Annotated in this window: 13 protein-coding genes and 1 tRNA gene; 7 read left to right on the forward strand and 7 right to left on the reverse strand. The window is 64.9% G+C overall.

Annotation, left to right across the window (positions count from 1 at the left end; translation table 11 throughout):
- Positions 1 to 29 precede the first annotated feature (29 nt).
- A complete protein-coding gene (der, locus tag IT549_RS11510) occupies positions 30 to 1,439 on the reverse strand; it encodes a ribosome biogenesis GTPase Der (protein WP_292973287.1) in 1,410 nt (469 codons plus the stop codon).
- Between the two features lie 118 nt (positions 1,440 to 1,557).
- Here der and IT549_RS11515 point away from each other — a divergent pair, with 118 nt between their 5' ends.
- Positions 1,558 to 2,211, forward strand: a complete 654-nt coding sequence (locus tag IT549_RS11515; RefSeq protein ID WP_292973289.1) for a CHAP domain-containing protein — start codon at positions 1,558 to 1,560, stop codon at positions 2,209 to 2,211.
- Positions 2,212 to 2,268: 57 nt separating this feature from the next.
- Here the strand turns inward: IT549_RS11515 and IT549_RS11520 are convergent, their stop codons facing one another.
- Positions 2,269 to 2,556 carry a DUF3297 family protein gene (locus IT549_RS11520; RefSeq protein ID WP_292973291.1) on the reverse strand — a complete coding sequence of 96 codons (288 nt, stop codon included), beginning with the start codon at positions 2,554 to 2,556 and terminating at the stop codon, positions 2,269 to 2,271.
- Between the two features lie 105 nt (positions 2,557 to 2,661).
- Here IT549_RS11520 and IT549_RS11525 point away from each other — a divergent pair.
- A tRNA-Val gene (locus tag IT549_RS11525) sits at positions 2,662 to 2,736 on the forward strand.
- 11 nt (positions 2,737 to 2,747) lie between these two features.
- Here the strand turns inward: IT549_RS11525 and IT549_RS11530 are convergent.
- Positions 2,748 to 4,172 carry a hypothetical protein gene (locus IT549_RS11530; RefSeq protein WP_292973293.1) on the reverse strand — a complete coding sequence of 475 codons (1,425 nt, stop codon included), beginning with the start codon at positions 4,170 to 4,172 and terminating at the stop codon, positions 2,748 to 2,750.
- A 99-nt stretch (positions 4,173 to 4,271) separates the two neighbouring features.
- On the opposite strand from IT549_RS11530, the gene serS reads away from it, so the two are divergent.
- From serS to IT549_RS11545, 3 genes are read left to right on the forward strand one after another with little or no spacing between them, the layout of a single operon-like run.
- Positions 4,272 to 5,549 (forward strand): serine--tRNA ligase, encoded by a 1,278-nt coding sequence (gene serS / locus IT549_RS11535; protein WP_292973295.1) that lies wholly within the window; start codon positions 4,272 to 4,274, stop codon positions 5,547 to 5,549.
- A complete protein-coding gene (gene surE, locus IT549_RS11540; protein ID WP_292973297.1) occupies positions 5,549 to 6,313 on the forward strand; it encodes a 5'/3'-nucleotidase SurE in 765 nt (254 codons plus the stop codon). Before serS ends, surE begins: the two co-directional genes overlap by 1 nt.
- Positions 6,310 to 7,155, forward strand: coding sequence for a M23 family metallopeptidase (locus tag IT549_RS11545; RefSeq protein ID WP_292973299.1), 846 nt, complete (start codon positions 6,310 to 6,312; stop codon positions 7,153 to 7,155). The genes surE and IT549_RS11545 overlap by 4 nt, the downstream gene beginning before the upstream one ends.
- On the opposite strand, the gene IT549_RS11550 is transcribed toward IT549_RS11545, so the two are convergent.
- Positions 7,152 to 7,505, reverse strand: coding sequence for a DUF1761 domain-containing protein (locus IT549_RS11550; RefSeq protein WP_292973301.1), 354 nt, complete (start codon positions 7,503 to 7,505; stop codon positions 7,152 to 7,154). The genes IT549_RS11545 and IT549_RS11550 overlap by 4 nt on opposite strands.
- Before the next feature lies 1 nt (position 7,506).
- Positions 7,507 to 8,013: a hypothetical protein gene (locus tag IT549_RS11555; RefSeq protein WP_292973303.1), complete on the reverse strand. Its 507-nt coding sequence runs from the start codon at positions 8,011 to 8,013 to the stop codon at positions 7,507 to 7,509.
- A 47-nt stretch (positions 8,014 to 8,060) separates the two neighbouring features.
- On the opposite strand from IT549_RS11555, the gene rimO reads away from it, so the two are divergent.
- Together rimO and IT549_RS11565 are read left to right on the forward strand one after the other, a co-directional pair.
- Positions 8,061 to 9,425 carry a 30S ribosomal protein S12 methylthiotransferase RimO gene (gene rimO / locus IT549_RS11560; RefSeq protein WP_292973305.1) on the forward strand — a complete coding sequence of 455 codons (1,365 nt, stop codon included), beginning with the start codon at positions 8,061 to 8,063 and terminating at the stop codon, positions 9,423 to 9,425.
- A gap of 306 nt (positions 9,426 to 9,731) precedes the next feature.
- Positions 9,732 to 14,042: a cadherin domain-containing protein gene (locus IT549_RS11565; protein ID WP_292973307.1), complete on the forward strand. Its 4,311-nt coding sequence runs from the start codon at positions 9,732 to 9,734 to the stop codon at positions 14,040 to 14,042.
- Between the two features lie 9 nt (positions 14,043 to 14,051).
- On the opposite strand, the gene IT549_RS11570 is transcribed toward IT549_RS11565, so the two are convergent.
- The gene (locus IT549_RS11570) at positions 14,052 to 15,203 is read right to left on the reverse strand and encodes an NAD(P)/FAD-dependent oxidoreductase (RefSeq protein ID WP_292973309.1); all 1,152 of its coding nucleotides are present in this window, start codon (positions 15,201 to 15,203) and stop codon (positions 14,052 to 14,054) included.
- A gap of 161 nt (positions 15,204 to 15,364) precedes the next feature.
- The gene (locus IT549_RS11575; protein ID WP_292973311.1) at positions 15,365 to 16,969 is read right to left on the reverse strand and encodes an NAD(P)/FAD-dependent oxidoreductase; all 1,605 of its coding nucleotides are present in this window, start codon (positions 16,967 to 16,969) and stop codon (positions 15,365 to 15,367) included.
- Positions 16,970 to 16,982 lie beyond the last annotated feature (13 nt).

Genomic DNA, 16,982 nt, shown 5'->3' on the forward strand with positions numbered 1-16,982 from the left:
AGGCTGCGCCCCTTTTTCGTTCTACAGGATCAGCGCTTGAACGGGTTCTTGGGGCTGCGCAGCGTCAGCCGCACCGGCACCGCATCAAAGCCCAGATCGCGGCGAATGCCGTTGATCAGATAGCGCTGATAACTGGCCGGCAGGTCATCAAGCCGGGTCCCGAACAGCACAAAGCCCGGCGGGCGGGTCTTGGCCTGGGTGATGTAACGCAGCTTGATCCGCTTGCCGCCCGGTGCGGGCGGCGGGTTCTTTTCCAGCACCTCGTCGAACCAGCGGTTGAGCAAGGCGGTCGGCACCCGCTTTGACCAGGCGGCGCGGATCTCGAAGCCAACCTTGATCAGCGTGTCGAGCCCCTTGCCGGTCCGCGCCGAAACCGTGAGGACGGGCAAGCCCCGAACCTGGCTCAACCCTTCGTCAAGCGCGCCCTTGATCCCGTTGAACAGGCTGGAAGCGTCTTCGGCGGCATCCTTGCCGGCCACGTCCCACTTGTTGATCGCGATGATCAGCGCGCGGCCCTCTTCCAGCACCATCGAGGCGATCTTGAGGTCCTGATGCTCCAGTCCGCGTGTCGCGTCGAGCAGCAGGACCACCACTTCGGCAAAATCGATCGCATGGCGGGCATCGGCCACGGCCAGCTTTTCCAGCTTGTCGGTAACCTGCGCCTTCTTGCGCATCCCGGCGGTGTCGATCAGCCGGACCGGGCGTTCCTCACCGCTGTCGGGATCGGTCCACTGCCAGTCGATCGCGATCGAATCCCGGGTGATCCCGGCTTCGGGCCCGGTCAGCAGGCGATCTTCCTTGAGGAAGGCGTTGATCAGCGTGCTCTTGCCGGCATTGGGCCGCCCGACGATCGCCAGCTTGAGCGGCGCCTTGTTGAGCGCTTCCTCGTCTTCGGGATCGAACGGCTCGAATTCTTCGTCGTCCTGCTTGCCTTCAAGATATGGCAGCAGCGCTTCGAACAGGTCGGCGGTGCCTTCGCCGTGCTCGGCCGAAAACGGCACCGGCTCGCCAAAGCCCAGCGCGAAGCTTTCATAGACGCCGGCATCGCCGGCCCGGCCTTCGGCCTTGTTGGCCACCAGCACCACCGGGACCGAGCTTTCGTGCAGATAGCGGCCGATCTCTTCGTCCAGCGGGGTCACCCCGGCCCGCGAATCGATCACGAACAGCGCGACATCGGCACCGACCAGCGAGGCCTCGGTCTGTTGGCGCATCCGGCCCGGCAGGCTGGTGGAATCCTCGTCCTCCCACCCGGCGGTATCGACCACGGTGAAATCCAGCCCCAAGAGGTGCGCTTCACCAAACCGGCGGTCGCGCGTCACCCCGGGCTGGTCATCGACCAGCGCCAGCCTTTTGCCCACCAGCCGGTTCCACAATGTCGATTTGCCGACATTGGGACGACCGATAATGATGACCGTCGGGAGTTTGGGAGGAAGCGCCATTTGCGCGCATGTGCGCCGGGCCGAACCGTTTTGCAAGGCGAACGGCAAAGGTTGACGGCGCGTTTACCAAACCGCGCAGCTTCGCCCTAACCATCTAACCCTAGTTTCCGCCACCATGATGAAGCGGATCCTCCTGGTGGCGAGTGCCGGACTGGGGCTGGCAATAAGCCCGCTCGATGCCCGCGTGGTACTCGGTGATGACAGTGCAGTCACGGGCGGCGGGGCGGAATCCCTGCCGCCCTACCTGCAGTGCGTGCCCTATGCCCGCCAGCTGACCGGGATCCAGATTCGCGGCGACGCCTGGACCTGGTGGGACCAGGCCGAAGGCCGCTATTCACGGGGCTTTGCGCCCAAGGTCGGCGCAGTCATGGCGCTGAAGCCCCATGGCAACTCGCGCTTGGGCCATGTCGCCGCGGTCAGCAAGATCCTCGATTCGCGCACGATCCTGATCCGCCATGCCAACTGGAGCCCGATCAACGGCCGCCGCGGCCAGATCGAGGACAACGTCAAGGTGATCGACGTGTCGGAAGCCAACGACTGGAGCGCGGTCCGCGTCTGGTACGCCCCGATCCAGGCGCTGGGCGGCTCGCACTGGCCGGTGCAGGGCTTCATCTATCCCAAGAAGCCGAAGAAGAACGAACAGCCGACCCGCCAGTCGCTGCCCGACTGGCCCGAAGCGCCCAAGGGTTCGAAAGCGGCCAAGGCCAGCAAGCCCACCAAACCGGGCAAGGATCCGATCGGCGATATCATCGCCCGGAAAATGCGCTGGTAAGCAGCCCATTCCTTACCCGCTTGTGGCATTCGCCAGGAACGGAGAGGAATTGGAAACTCAGGCCTTCGCTACCGGCGCGTCTTCGCCCAGGTCTTCGTACCAGGCTTCGACCGGACCGTTGAGCTTGATGGTCAGCGGCTGGCCATGGCGATCCATGGTCTTGCCGGCCTGAACCCGCACCCAGCCTTCGGAAATGCAATATTCCTCGATGTTGGTGCGCACCACGCCCTTGAAACGGATGCCGATGCCGCGCATCAGCTTGTCCTGGTCAAAGAACTCGCTGCGCGGGCTGATTGCAATACGATCGGGCGGCACGTCTGCGCCGGATTTGGTTTCTTCGCTCATGAATTGCGCCTCTAGGACGCTTTGCCCGCTTGTCAATTCGCGGCGAGCGCTCTAAGGGCGCGCTTCGCTTCGTCGAATGGCCCTTGCGGCCTTTGACCGGGAAGTGGGCGCGTAGCTCAGCGGTAGAGCACACCCTTCACACGGGTGGGGTCACAGGTTCAATCCCTGTCGCGCCCACCACTTCCTTCCAGCTAGCGGCCGATCAGGCCCAGCGCGTGGCGGATGAACGCGTCGCGATCGGCCACCCACTGCGATCCGGCGGGCAATTGCGGATCGGTGAAGGTCCAGCCTTCCTTCGAATAGACCCGGGCAAAGCGCCCCCTGGTGTTGAACGCCAGCGAAACCATGCGCTGCTGGGCGCGGGTAGTCCGATCGCCGCCTTCGACCACTGTGCCGCCGGGTTCGAAATTGGTGCCCTGCGGGCGCAGTGCGAAGACGTAGGGTTCGGTCCGGTAGCTATCGACCGAGGTGTTGAAGAACACCGAGAGATAGACCTGATCGAGCGCGGTGAGCGGCGCGGCCGGCATGCGCCAGCGCGGATCGACCATCAGGTTCCAGGGATAGAGCCCGGGCTGGCCGTACATGATCTCTGCCCGCAGATCGACCAGCGTATCGCGCACCGCCTGGGCCGGCATCAGCCGCTTGATGTTAAGGCCATTGGACCAGGTGAAGCCGAACGAGGAGATATCGAGCGGCGGCATTGCCGATGGCGGCGCGCCGTTGGGCGTGTTGGCCACCGTGACGTTCTCGTAGATCCGAAGGTACGCCTTGTCCTTCAGCTGGTGCCCGCTGGCCTGATCGGCCCAGCCGCGCTGGCCCCGCCAGACCGAATTGCGCAGGTGCGAGACCAGGATGCCGTTGATGTAGGTCGCGTGTTCCTGATCGACATTGGTGCCGACATTGCCGGTAAATTCGCTGTCTTCGACATAGAGCATGGTCTGCCCGCCGGGCACGAACAGCGCATTCTTGCCGCCGAAGATCTTCGAACGGCGGATCACCGCAGTGAACAGTCCCGGCGGCGCGCCTTCGAATGCCTCCAGATGGACCGCGCCCTTGGGCTGGATCGCGTTCGGAAAGTCGAGCTCGATGTCCGACATTTCGAAGTGAACCCGCTGGTTGGCAATTCCCAGCAGTCGCAGAGTCACCGTCGCCCACTGGTCGCCGCTGCGGAAGGCCACCCGCTGACCCGGAATCGAGGAGCGCAAGATGTACTGCGCGGTGTGCGCCGATCCGGCGATCTGCGGCACCCACGGGTAGAACGGATAGACGCAGGGGTTGCCGGACCGGTCCTTCGCCTCATAGACGATCTCGAACCCGCCTTCGGCCCGCCCGCCCAGCGAAGCGCCATCGCGGCCCTGCCACACCTCGCGCCCCGCCGCGCGCGAGGCATCGCACTTGACGAACAGGCGCTCCGCCGGGCGGCGCAGCCCCTGCATTGGCATGTAGAACGGATAGGCATTCGCGGCGGCCGGAGGCGGCGCGACCGGCTGGATCGTTGCCACCGGGGCCGCCGGTGCGGGTGCAGCGCGGACCTGCGCACCGCCCTGTCCTGCCGCCCAGGCCGCAGCGGCGCCGCCCATGGCGGCCAGGGTCAAGAGAACGATCCTGCGTTTCATCGCCGCAGCCTATGCACCCGTGGCCGTTACCGGCAAGTGAACTCTTGCCACTGTCCCGGCCTTGCACCGTTCGGGCCGAAGCGGCATAGGCCTCTACCCATGCACGATATCAAGTCCATCCGCGAGAACCCCGAAGCTTTCGACGCCGGTCTGGCCCGCCGCGGGGTAGAGCCGCTTTCGGCCCAGATCCTGGCCCTCGATGCCCAGCGGCGCGCGGTCGCGACCCGCACGCAGGAGGCGCAGAGCCGCCGCAACGATGCCAGCAAGCTGATCGGCGCGGCGATGGGCCGGGGCGACAAGGATGAGGCCGAACGGCTCAAGGCCGAAGTGGCCGCGCTCAAGGACACCCTGCCCGCGCTTGAAGGGGAAGAGCGCGATCTGACGCAGCGGCTCAACAATGAGCTGGCGCGCTATCCCAACCTGCCCGCCGCCGACGTTCCCGATGGCGAGGACGAGAGCCAGAATGTCGAGGTCAGCCGCTGGGGCACCCCGCGCAAGTTCAACTTTGCGCCGAAGGAGCATGCTGATCTGGGTCCGGCGCTGGGCCTCGATTTCGAAACCGGCGCGCTGATTTCAGGGGCGCGGTTCACCTTCCTGCGCGGCCAGATGGCCCGGCTGCAACGCGCGCTGGGGCAGTTCATGCTCGATCACCAGACGGTCGAGAACGGCTATGTCGAGAATGTAACGCCGCTGCTGGTGCGTGAAGAAGCGCTGTTCGGGACCGGGCAGCTCCCCAAGTTCGCCGAGGACAATTTCCAGACCACCGACGGGCGCTGGCTGATCCCCACCGCCGAGGTTTCGCTGACCAATTCGGTGCGCGAGCAGATCCTGACCGAAGGTGCACTGCCGATGCGGATGACCGCGCTTACCCCGTGTTTCCGCAGCGAGGCCGGTGCGGCGGGCAAGGACACCCGTGGTTATATCCGCCAGCACCAGTTCGAAAAGGTTGAGCTGGTGACGATCTGCAAGCCCGAGGATTCCGCAGCCGAGCATGAGCGGATGACGGCGGCCGCGGAATCGATCCTCCAGGCGCTGGAACTGCCCTACCGCAAGGTCGTGCTCTGCGCGGGCGACATGGGCTTCACCGCGCAGAAGACCTATGATCTGGAAGTCTGGCTGCCCGGGCAGGATACCTACCGCGAGATTTCCTCATGCTCCAACTGCGGCGCCTTCCAGGCGCGGCGGATGAACGCGCGCTACCGGCCCGAGGGGCAGAAGGGCACTGAATTCGTCCACACGCTCAACGGTTCGGGCCTCGCCGTGGGGCGCACGCTGGTGGCGGTGCTGGAAAATTACCAGCAGGAAGACGGCTCGGTAGAAATCCCGGCAGCGCTGCTGCCCTACATGGGCGGGATCGACCGTCTGGTCCCGGCCTGATGCGCATCCTCCTCACCAACGACGACGGCATCCATGCCCCCGGCCTTGACGTGCTGGAGGCGATTGCGCGGCAGTTTTCCGACGATGTCTGGGTGGTCGCCCCGGCCGAGGAACAGTCGGGCGCGGGCCATTCGCTCACGCTGGGGCGCCCGGTCCGGCTGCGGCAGTTCGGCGAGCGGCGCTTTGCGGTGTCCGGCACGCCCACCGATGCGGTGATGATGGCGCTGAGGAAGGTCCTGCCGGGCAAGCCCGATGTAGTGCTTTCCGGCGTCAATCGCGGGGCAAACCTGGGCGATGACGTGACCTATTCGGGCACCGTTTCGGCCGCGATCGAGGGTGCGCTGGCCGGAATTCCGGCGATCGCGCTGAGCCAAGTCTATGAAAAGGAAGGAATGGGCGACAGCGTTCCCTTTTCGGCGGCTGAGGCCTGGGGGGCGAAAGTGGTGGGGCCGCTGCTGCAGGCGCCGTTTGCGCCGCGCACCGTGATCAATGTCAACTTCCCGCCGGTCGCGGCCGCAGATGTCCACGGAATTCGCGTGGTTCGCCAAGGATTTCATGACTATGCGCGCGGATCGGTGGTTGAAGGAACCGATCCCAGGGGTTACCAGTACTACTGGTTCGGCCTGCATGGGATCGAGCATACGCCCGGCCATGCAACCGACCTTGAAGCGATCCAGGACGGGTACATCAGCGTGACACCACTGCAACTTGACCTGACCCACGATGCGTCCCTGGCGGCACTGGCCGGACGGTTCGCAGGGTGAGCCGCACCGGCGGCCTGGCCCTGCTGCTCGCGGCGCTGTCCGCCGCCCCGCTGCTGGCCGCTGACAAGGCTCCCGATCCCAAGACCGAAACGGTCCACGTGGTCAATGCGGGCGAGACGCTGGGCGGGATCGCCCAGCGCGCCGAAGTGCCCCGCGTGCTGATTATCGAGGCCAATGGCCTGAAAGAACCCTACGCCCTCAAGGCCGGGCAAAAGCTGGTGATCCCGCGCCGCCGCAGCCACACCGTGAAGGATGGTGAGACCGGGTTCGAGATCGCGATGGACTATGGCGTGCCCTGGGCCGATATCGCCGCCGCCAATGGCCTGAAGAACGATGCCAAGGTCAAGCCCGGGCAAAAGCTGGCGATCCCCACCGCAACCACCGCCAAGGCCGCGCCGCAGGCCGTGCCCTCACCCTCGATCAGCACCGAGCCCAGCAAGGACCTGCCCGATACCGCCGCGCCGGCGTTCAAATGGCCGGTCAAGGGCAAGATCCGCCGCGCCTTCATCACCCCCAAGGACAAGGCCGCCGGCCACGAGGGGATCGACGTGCTGGCCGACGAGGGCACCGCAGTACGGGCATCCGCCGGCGGCAAGGTGATCTTCGCCGGGCAAGGGCCCGACGAATACGGGCTGACCGTGATCCTGTGGCACGCCGGGCGCTGGACCACCACCTACAGCTATCTCTCCAAGATCACCGTCAAGGAAGGCGATACGGTCAAGCCGAACGAGCGCATCGGGCTGGTCGGCGAAACCGGGCTGGCCGAAGAGCCACAGCTTCATTTCGAGATCCGCCGCAACAAGCTGGCGCAGGATCCCAAGCGCTACCTGCCCAAACCCTAACCCAGCAGCCAGAACACCCCGCCCATCGCCAGATAGGCGAGCAGGAAGGCCGCACTGTCGCGCCAGGTTTCGCGGCTGGGGGTCCCGTGACGCGCGCCCGCCATCCACAGCGCCGGGATCACGATCGCCAGCGCCAGGCCGCTGGACTGCATGGCATAGAGGTGCGGCTTGAGCGCCAGCTTGTCAGGCCCGATCCGCGCCAGCGCATGGCCCAGCATCGCCGCCGGCACGATCTGCAGCAGGTAGAACCAGCTGCCCCTGAAGCTGACCGGACCGCGCCAGAACAGCCGCAACACGAACGCCGCGACCGCCGCCGCCAGCACCACCGCCACCCAGTTCACCGGACCCATCTCAATCCTCCCATTCCAGCCGCGCGCAGTGCCCCTGCGGCGCGGCAATCCAGTCTTTGGCAAACGTGCCCAGGCCGCTGCGGATCCGATCGACCGCAGCTTCGTCAAAGCCTGCCGGAAGCGGCACATGCGAATAGCCGCAGGCGGTTTCGGCCAGGGCCAGCAGATCGCTCGCCGCACCGCCGGGGCTCCACAGGTCGGCCTCAAGGCATTCGACGATCCGTTCGGCCTGCAGCAGTTCGACGATCTCGCTGCCCGGCACCTCGGCGCGCCTGGCGCTGGCATGGCCGGCCGCCTTGGCGATTTCCTGCACTTCCTCGGGATGGATGCCCGCCGCGACCGTGCCCCAGAACCCCCGGGCCAGCCGCAGTTCGCGCTCGACAAACCAGTGGACCGCATCGTGCGGCACCGGTCCCTTCTTGGGAAAGCGCGTCTCAGCCACGCTGCCATCGGCGCGGGTCAGCACGATCCGGTCTTCGCTGACCCCCTTGGTGATTTCGATCCGCATGGCCTTGCCCTAGCACTTTGCCGCGCCCGCGTGTAAGGGGCCGCGCGATGGCCACCCAGATTCCCCAGCAGAAACGCGTCGGCATGGTCAGCCTGGGCTGCCCCAAGGCGCTGGTCGACAGCGAACGCATCCTCACCAAGCTGCGCGCCGATGGCTATGCCATGTCGCCCGATTACGAAGGCGCTGACGTGGTGCTGGTCAACACCTGCGGGTTCCTTGACAGCGCCAAGGAAGAAAGCCTGGCCGCGATTGGCGAGGCGATTGCCGAAAACGGCCGGGTGATCGTAACCGGCTGCATGGGGAGCGAAGCCGAACTGATCCGCGCCAGGTTCCCCGCCGTGCTGGCGGTGACCGGCGCGCACCAGTACGAAGCCGTGGTCGAAGCGGTGCACGAGGCCGCCCCGCCCAGCCAGGGCCCGTTCATCGACCTGACCCCGCAGGGTGACGTCAAGCTGACCCCGCGGCACTACAGCTACCTCAAGATTTCCGAGGGCTGCAATCACGCCTGCTCGTTCTGCATCATCCCGCAACTGCGCGGCAAACTGGCCAGCCGGCGGATCGACGCGGTGCTGCGCGAGGCGGAAAAGCTGGTCGCGGCGGGCACCCGAGAGCTGCTGGTGATCAGTCAGGACACCTCGGCCTACGGCGTCGATGTCCGGCATGAGGAACGCGCCTGGCACGGCCGCCAGGTCCGCACCCACATGACCGATCTGGCACGCGAACTGGGCCAGTTGCGCACGCCTGAAGGCGAAACGCCGTGGGTGCGGCTGCACTATGTCTATCCCTACCCCCACGTCGAAGCGGTGATCCCGCTGATGGCCGAAGGGCTGCTGACCCCCTATCTCGACATCCCGTTCCAGCACGCCGCGCCCAATGTGCTGAAGGCGATGAAGCGCCCGGCGAACGAGGCCAAGGTACTGGAGCGGCTGCGCGAATGGCGCGCGGTGTGCCCCGATATCGCGATCCGCAGCAGCTTCGTGGTCGGTTTTCCGGGGGAGACCGAGGAAGACTTCCAGTACCTGCTCGACTGGCTGGACGAAGCCCAGCTTGACCGGGTTGGCGCCTTCCGGTTCGAACCGGTCGCCGGCGCCCAGGCCAACGACCTGCCCGGCGCCGTGCCCGAAGCAGTCAAGGAAGAGCGTTACGCCCGGATCATGGAAAAGACCGAGGCGATCAGCGCGGCCAAACTTTCGGCCAAGGTCGGCCAGACGATCAAGGTGATCATCGACGAGGTTGGCGAGCCCGACGAGGATGGCGACTGCGGTGCCACGGGGCGCTCACAGGCCGACGCCCCCGAAATCGACGGCGCGGTGTACCTGCGCGATGTACCCGCAGGTATCGCACCGGGGCAATTCGTCGATGTACTTGTCGAAGATGCCGATGCGCACGATCTGTTCGGGGTGGTTGCCTGATCCTCGCATTTGTTTGCCGCACCAGGTTACTGATCAGCATCTCTTGCGAAAGGTGGCGCAATCGTCACGATCGTTGCGGCCAAGAGCTGACGCAAGTTCTCGAACTTGCAACCTGAAAACTTGGCCGCATCACACAGGATCGCGCCCGGGCAAGGCTGTTAGGTCAATCGCAAACAAAGGCAATGCCCTATGCAATAATCAATACTCCACACATGCGACTGGTAAGTAAAATCATAAATTTTTACTTATCCGCCATATATGTATCGTCTATTATCAAGACGATCGATCAAAAGTGGAGTATGCTAGATGATCTATTTGCCGACTGGCCCACAGTTTGTTGCCGACACGCTTACCACTTACGATCAGTCTACACCCAATTTCACGCGGCTTGCCAACGGCACGCTGGCCCTGGTCTGGCAGACCAATGCGCCCACCGCTGACGGCAACAGCTATGCAATCGCCATCCGTCTGTTCAGCGCGACCGGGGTTCCTTTGGGTGTGGAATTCACAGTCAACAGTGCGACAGCACTGGCCCAGACCCGGCCGCAAATCGCCAGCCTGGCCAATGGCGGCTTTGTCGTCACCTGGGAAACTTCCGATACCACCCAGGACGGTTCAGGATCGGCAATCAAGGCGCGGATATTCTCGTCAACCGGCGTACCGGTTGGCGGAGAGTTCCTGGTCAATTCACTATCCTCGCTCAATCAGCAGCAGCCGAGCGTTACCGGCCTTGCCGATGGCAGCTTTGTCATTGCCTGGCAGACCACTGATACGACCCGCGATTCAGGCGGCGGCGCGGTCATGGCAAGGCGGTTCGATGCCAATGGTGCCGCGCTCGGTTCGGACTTCCTGATCAACACCTCCACAAGCTATACCGAAAACAACGTCGATCTCGTGACATTGAACGATGGCCGGTTCGCTGCAAGCTGGACCCTTAGCCTTAGCGGCAGCGCGCTGAGCAGCTATGTCCGCATCTTCAATGCCGATGGCACTCCGGCGACCAGCGACTTGCAGTTCGGGCAAGCCAGCGAGACTTCGGTTACCGCCTTGAGCAATGGCGGCCTGGCGATCTCCTACACCCGCGGCTCGAACGTCTATCTGCGAATTGTGGACGCAAACGGCGCGTTGGTGGGCAACGAAAATCTGGTGGGTGCCGGCAGGGGCGGTGAGATTACTACGCTGGCCAATGGCAACGTCATCGTCACCTGGAACAACAGTTCCGAAATGGCCCGCGTCTTCAACGTGAACGGAACGCCGGAAGGCAACGAATTTGCTGTCGGGAATCCGACCTTGCAGTACGACCGGACAATTGTTGCCCTGGACAACGGTGGGTTCGCGGTGGCCTGGACCGACTTTGTCAACCAGCTAGATATTTCGATGCACGTTTTCCGGCCCAACGCCGCACCCGAACTTGGCGCGGCAACCCGCGCAATCGAAGCGCTGGAGAACCAGACCGGGGTAACCACGGTTCTGGCCACGGACGACGGATCGCCATCTTCGCTCAGTTACATGATTGTCGGTGGCGCCGACATGAACATGTTCACCATCAACGCGACAACCGGTGTGGTCTCGTTCGTCTTCGCGCCCGATCGCGAGATGCCGGTCGATGCCAATCACGACAATGTCTATGAAGTCACGGTCCGCGCCTATGACGGCGATCTGTTCGACCTGCAAACGCTGCTGGTCACCGCCGGCAATGTCAACGAAACCCCCTACATTACGTCTGGCGGCGGATCGCCGAATGCCGTTCTGAGCGTTGCCGAAAACGTCGCCACGGTAACCACCATCACTTCGACCGATCCCGAGGGAACGCCGCGCATCTATTCGATCAGCGGCGGAGTCGACGCAGCGCTCTTCACGATCGATCCGAACACGGGCGTACTGTCGTTCATCACCGCCCCCAATCGCGAAGCACCATCAGACAGCAATCATGACAATGTTTACCAGGTAACTGTCCAGGCCAGCGATGGCAGTCTGATCGACACCCAGGGTTGGGCGATCACCGTTACGAACGTCAACGAAGCACCGGTGTTTACGTCGGCGCCCGGCTTTACCCTGATCGAGAACAGCACCCTGGTTGGCAACGTCACTTCGACCGATCCCGAAAGCAACCCCCGCACCTACAGCATAGTCGGCGGGGCCGATGCCGCGCTGTTTACGATCAACGCGGGAACCGGGGCGCTCAGCTTTATCTCGGCACCGAACCACGAAGCGCCGGGCGATGCCGATGGCGACAATCAATACGATGTGGTCGTTCAGGTCAGCGACGGAACGCTCAACAGCACGCAGGCAGTCTTGGTGACGGTTACCAATCAGAACGAGGGTGTGGCCATCACTTCACCGTCAAGCCTGACCGCCGTGGAAAACGGCACTGCGGCTGGCCAGATTTCAGCGCTCGATATCGATGGTGATGCGGTGACCTACTCCATCATCGGCGGGACCGACGCGGCCCGGTTTGCAATCGATCCGGTGACTGGCATGCTGAGCTTCGTCAACGCTCCGAACTTCGAAGCCCCTACAGACAGCAACGGCGACAATGCCTACCAGGTAACGGTCCAGGCCAGCGATGGTACGCTTTCGGCCACCCAGGCGGTTACCGTTACGGTTGGCAACGCCGATGAGGCGCCGGTCATTCTCTTTGACGACATTGCGAACCCGGTGATCGTTGGCGTCGCGGAAGGCGCGACCGCAGTTCATCAGATCATCGCCTATGATCCGGACGGAGCGCCGCTGTCATACTCGATCAGTGGCGGGGCCGACGCGGCGTTCTTCACGATTGATGCGCTGACCGGTGCGCTCAGCTTCATCGCCGGGCAGGATCGCGAAGCCCCGGCCGATGCCAATGGTGACAACATCTACGATGTGGTGGTGACCGTCAGCGATGGCACCATGAGCGTCAACGAAATGATCGGCGCGCTGATCATGAACGTCAACGAGACACCGACGATCACTCTGCCGGCCAACTTTGCCGTGGACGAAGGCACCTCGTTTGTCACCTTCAGCGCCGTTGGCGACGATCCGGATGGCGGCCCGCTCACTTACTCGCTCAGCGGGGCCGATGCCGGGCTGTTCACGATCGACCCGTTCACCGGCGTTGTCATGCTGGTGGCGAACCTCGATCACGAGGCACCGATCGATGCCGATGCCGACAATCTCTACGAACTGACCGTCACGGTCAGCGATGGCGAACTGAGCGCCGCGCAGGGCCTGACGATCACCGTCAACAACGTCAATGAAGCCCCCACCATCACCTCGACGGCCAGCTTCGTTGTTGTTGACGAGGGCACCACCGCGGTCACCACGCTGACCGGCAGCGATCCCGAAAACACGGCGCTGACCTGGTCGATCGTCGGCGGGGCCGATGCCGCACGCTTCACGATCGATGCCCTGACCGGCGCGCTGAGCCTGATCACCGCGCCTGACCATGACGCGCCGATCGACAGCGATGGCGACAACATCTACGACGTAATCATTGGTGCCAGCGATGGCAGCCTGATCGATACCCAGGCGCTGGCCGTGGCGATCAGCGACGTCAACGAAGCGCCGACGATCACCTCAAACGGTGGCGGCGCCAGCGCGGCGATTGCGGTGGCGGAGAACACCACGAGTGTCACCACTGTCACCTCGACCGACCCCGAAGGCACCGCCCGCACCTACAGCATCGTCGGCGGGGCCGATGCCGCCCGCTTCACGATAAACGCGGCGACCGGGGCGCTCAGCTTCATCGCTCCGCCCAATTACGAGGCGGCCAGCGATACCGGCGGCGACAATATCTACGATGTGATCGTCGCGGCTTCCGATGGCACGTTGACCGATACCCAGGCGCTGGCGATCATGGTCACCAATGCCAACGATGCCCCCACCATCACCTCGAACGGAGGCGGCGACACGGCATCGGTGACGGTCAACGAAAACACCACCGCGGTCACCACCGTAACATCGACCGATCCGGAAGGCACCGCCCGCACCTACAGCATCGTTGGCGGATCGGATGCGGCCCGCTTCACGATCAATGCCACCACCGGCGTGCTGAGCTTCGTCGCCGCGCCGAACTATGAAGCGCCGACCGACAGCAATGGCGACAACGTGTACAACGTGATCGTCCAGTCGAGCGACGGCAGCCTGGTCGATACCCAGGCGCTGGCCGTGGCGATCGGCAATGTTACCGACGGATCGACCATCACCGGCACCAACAGCGCCAACACGCTGACCGGCACCACCGCCGAAGACACGATCGACGGACGCGGCGGCAATGATACGATCACTAGCGGACTGGGCGCGGACGTGATGACCGGCGGGGCCGGCGCTGACCGTTTTGTGTTCAACACACTGAACGACAGCCGGGTCAATGCGCCGGACCGGATCACCGACTTCACCCTGTCACAGAATGACCGGATCCAGCTGTCGGGGATTGATGCCAATGCCAGCCTGGCCGGCGATCAGGCGTTCAGCTGGATCGGCACCGGCAATTTCACCAATGTCGCGGGCCAGCTGCGCTATTACCAGCAGAACGGCCACACCTATGTCACCGGCGATGTCAACGGCGACGGGGTGGGCGATTTCCTGATCCAGCTGGATCCGGCGGTGACGCTCGCGGCCAGCTACTTCGTACTCTGAAGCAGTCCTTCAAAGGGCCTGGGCAGCCGCATGCCCGCTCGCCCAGGCCCACTGGAAGTTGTATCCGCCCAGCCAGCCGGTGACGTCCACTGCTTCGCCGATGGCATGGAGGCCGGGCACCTTCTTCGCTTCCATCGTCTGGCTTGAGAGTTCGGCGGTGCTGATGCCGCCCGCCGTCACCTCAGCCTTGGCAAAGCCCTCGCTGCCATTGGGCATGAAGCACCAGCGCGCCAGGCGCTGTTCGGCCGCGGTCAGTGCCTTGTCGGGCAGATTGCCCAGCTCTGCCTCCAGCTCGAGCCGCTCGGCCAGCGCCTGCGCCAGCCGGTCGGGCAAATGCTCGGCCAGCACCGCGCGCAATCGCTTGCGCGGCTGACTGCGTTTGGCGGTCAGCAGCCAGCCGCCTGGCAAGTCCGGCAGATAGTCGATCTCCACCGGATCGCCGCGCTTCCAGTAGCTGGATACCTGCAGGATCGCCGGGCCGCTCAGGCCGCGATGGGTGAACAGCGCGGCCTCGCGGAAGGCGGCCTTGCCCCAGGGACTCGTAACCCGCGCCTCGACCGGGGCGGCCACGCCGGACAGTTCGCGGAACAGCACATCCTCGCCGCCCAGCGTCAGCGGCACCAGCGCCGGGCGCGGCTCAACCACCTTGAGGCCGAACTGGCGGGCCAGATCATAGGCCAGACCGCTTGCGCCCAGCTTGGGGATCGACGGCCCGCCGGTAGCGATCACCAGCCGGGGCGCAGCAGCCCCGTTCACATGGAAGCACCCGTCGCGGTGTTCGACCGCGCCGGTCGGCTCGCCCAGCCGCAGCTCGACCCTGCCCTGCTCACAAAAGCCCAGCAGCATGTCGAGCACCTGCCGCGCCGATCCATCGCAGAACAGCTGGCCCAGGGTCTTTTCGTGCCAGGCAATCCCGTGCGCCTCGATCAGGCCAAGGAAATCACGCGGGGTGTAACGCGCCAGTGCCGACTTGGCGAAATGCGGATTGGCCGACAGGTAGCGATCGGGCGCCACATGCAGGTTGGTGAAATTGCACCGCCCCCCGCCCGAAATCAGGATCTTGCGGCCGGGCTCGGCATTGTGATCGAGCACCAGCACCCGCCGCCCGCGCTGCCCGGCCTGCGCGGCGCAGAACAGCCCGGCAGCGCCCGCGCCAAGCACGATGGCGTCGTATTCCTCCCCGGCACGGGGAGGGGGACCACCCGCAGGGTGGTGGAGGGGTACGGGCGAGTGGTCCTGACGGTGCGGGCCAGCGGCCTCGGGAACACTTGCCTGTACCCCTCCACCAGCTTCGCTGGTCCCCCTCCCCGTTCCGGGGAGGATCATGCGAGCAATTCCGCCGCCAGCGCCTCGGCCACCTTGATCCCGTCCACTGCGGCAGAGAGGATCCCGCCAGCGTAACCGGCACCCTCGCCCGCCGGATAGAGCCCGCGGGTGTTGATCGACTGGAAATCCGCCCCCCGGCGGATCCGCACCGGGCTGGAGGTGCGGGTTTCCACCCCGGTCATCACCGCATCGGGATGATCATAGCCGGGCACCTGCCGTCCAAACACCGGCAAGGCTTCGCGCAGCGCATCGGTGACGAAGGCCGGCAAAACGTCGCACAGGTCGGTGGGCTTCACCCCCGGTTTGTAGCTGGGTTCAACCACCCCGAACGCAGTCGATGGCTGCCCGGCCAGGAAATCGCCCACCCGCTGGCCCGGGGCCTGATAGTTCGATCCGCCGGCCACGAAGGCCTGCTCTTCCAGCGCGCGCTGCAGCCGCACCCCGGCCAGCGGATCGCCGGGAAAATCGCGGTCCGGGTTGATATCAACCACCAGCCCCGAATTGGCGTTGAATTCGGCGCGCGAATACTGGCTCATCCCGTTGGTGACGACCCGGCCTTCCTCGCTGGTCGCGGCAACCACGCGCCCGCCCGGGCACATGCAGAACGAATAGACCGCGCGTCCGTTGCTGGCCTGGTGCGATATCGCATAGGCCGCCGCGCCCAGCACCGGATTGCCGGCATTGGGACCATAGCGCGCCTTGTCGATCCAGCTTTGCGGATGTTCGATCCGCACCCCGATTGCGAACGGCTTGGCCTCGACATGGACGCCCGCCTTGTACAGCGCCTCGAAGGTGTCGCGTGCCGAATGGCCCACCGCCAGCACCACATGCCGCGCAGGCAGCACTTCGCCGGTCGAAAGTTTCAGCCCCTGAAGCTGTCCGCCCTCGATCACGAAGTCTTCAACCCGGGTGCCAAAGCGGTATTCGCCGCCCAGGCTCTCGATCGTCTCGCGGATGCTCATCACCATGGTGACCAGCCGGAAGGTGCCGATATGCGGGTGCGCCTCGGTCAGGATATCGTCGGGCGCGCCGGCCTTGACGAATTCGGTCAGCACCTTGCGGCCCAGGTGCCGGGGGTCCTTGATCCGCGAATAGAGCTTGCCGTCGGAAAAGGTTCCCGCCCCGCCCTCGCCGAACTGGACGTTCGATTCCGGTTGCAGCACCGACCGGCGCCACAGCCCCCAGGTGTCCTTGGTGCGTTCGCGCACCGCCTTGCCGCGCTCGATCACGATCGGGCGCAGCCCCATCTGCGCCAGGATCAGCGCGGCGAGCAGCCCGCACGGCCCTGCCCCGATCACCACCGGACGCTGCCCGTCCCAGCCATCAGGCGCCATCACCGGAAAGCGATAGGCAGTATCGGGCGTGGGCCGCACATGCTGGTCATCGGCGTGGCGGACCAGCACCGCGGCCTCGTCCGCCAGGTCCAGATCGAAGGTATAGACCAGCTTGATCGCCGCCTTCTTGCGCGCATCGTTGCCGCGCCGCACCAGCTGCACCCGCAGCAAGTCTTGCGGCGCGATCCCCAGCCGCGCGCAGATCGCCGGCTCGATCGCATCGCTGGCATGGTCCAGCGGCAGTTGCAGGTCGGAAAGGCGGATCATCCGCCCGCCTTTC

It is taken from the genome of Novosphingobium sp. (assembly GCF_020852455.1).
GTDB lineage: Bacteria > Pseudomonadota > Alphaproteobacteria > Sphingomonadales > Sphingomonadaceae > Novosphingobium.

Bases quoted from the DNA above. Each gene is read 5' to 3' on its own strand.
- der (WP_292973287.1), bottom strand. From the start codon at position 1,439: ATGGCGCTTCCTCCCAAACTCCCGACGGTCATCATTATCGGTCGTCCC.
- IT549_RS11515 (WP_292973289.1), top strand. From the start codon at position 1,558: ATGAAGCGGATCCTCCTGGTGGCGAGTGCCGGACTGGGGCTGGCAATA.
- IT549_RS11520 (WP_292973291.1), bottom strand. From the start codon at position 2,556: ATGAGCGAAGAAACCAAATCCGGCGCAGACGTGCCGCCCGATCGTATT.
- IT549_RS11530 (WP_292973293.1), bottom strand. From the start codon at position 4,172: ATGAAACGCAGGATCGTTCTCTTGACCCTGGCCGCCATGGGCGGCGCC.
- serS (WP_292973295.1), top strand. From the start codon at position 4,272: ATGCACGATATCAAGTCCATCCGCGAGAACCCCGAAGCTTTCGACGCC.
- surE (WP_292973297.1), top strand. From the start codon at position 5,549: ATGCGCATCCTCCTCACCAACGACGACGGCATCCATGCCCCCGGCCTT.
- IT549_RS11550 (WP_292973301.1), bottom strand. From the start codon at position 7,505: ATGGGTCCGGTGAACTGGGTGGCGGTGGTGCTGGCGGCGGCGGTCGCG.
- IT549_RS11555 (WP_292973303.1), bottom strand. From the start codon at position 8,013: ATGCGGATCGAAATCACCAAGGGGGTCAGCGAAGACCGGATCGTGCTG.
- rimO (WP_292973305.1), top strand. From the start codon at position 8,061: ATGGCCACCCAGATTCCCCAGCAGAAACGCGTCGGCATGGTCAGCCTG.
- IT549_RS11565 (WP_292973307.1), top strand. From the start codon at position 9,732: ATGATCTATTTGCCGACTGGCCCACAGTTTGTTGCCGACACGCTTACC.
- IT549_RS11575 (WP_292973311.1), bottom strand. From the start codon at position 16,969: ATGATCCGCCTTTCCGACCTGCAACTGCCGCTGGACCATGCCAGCGAT.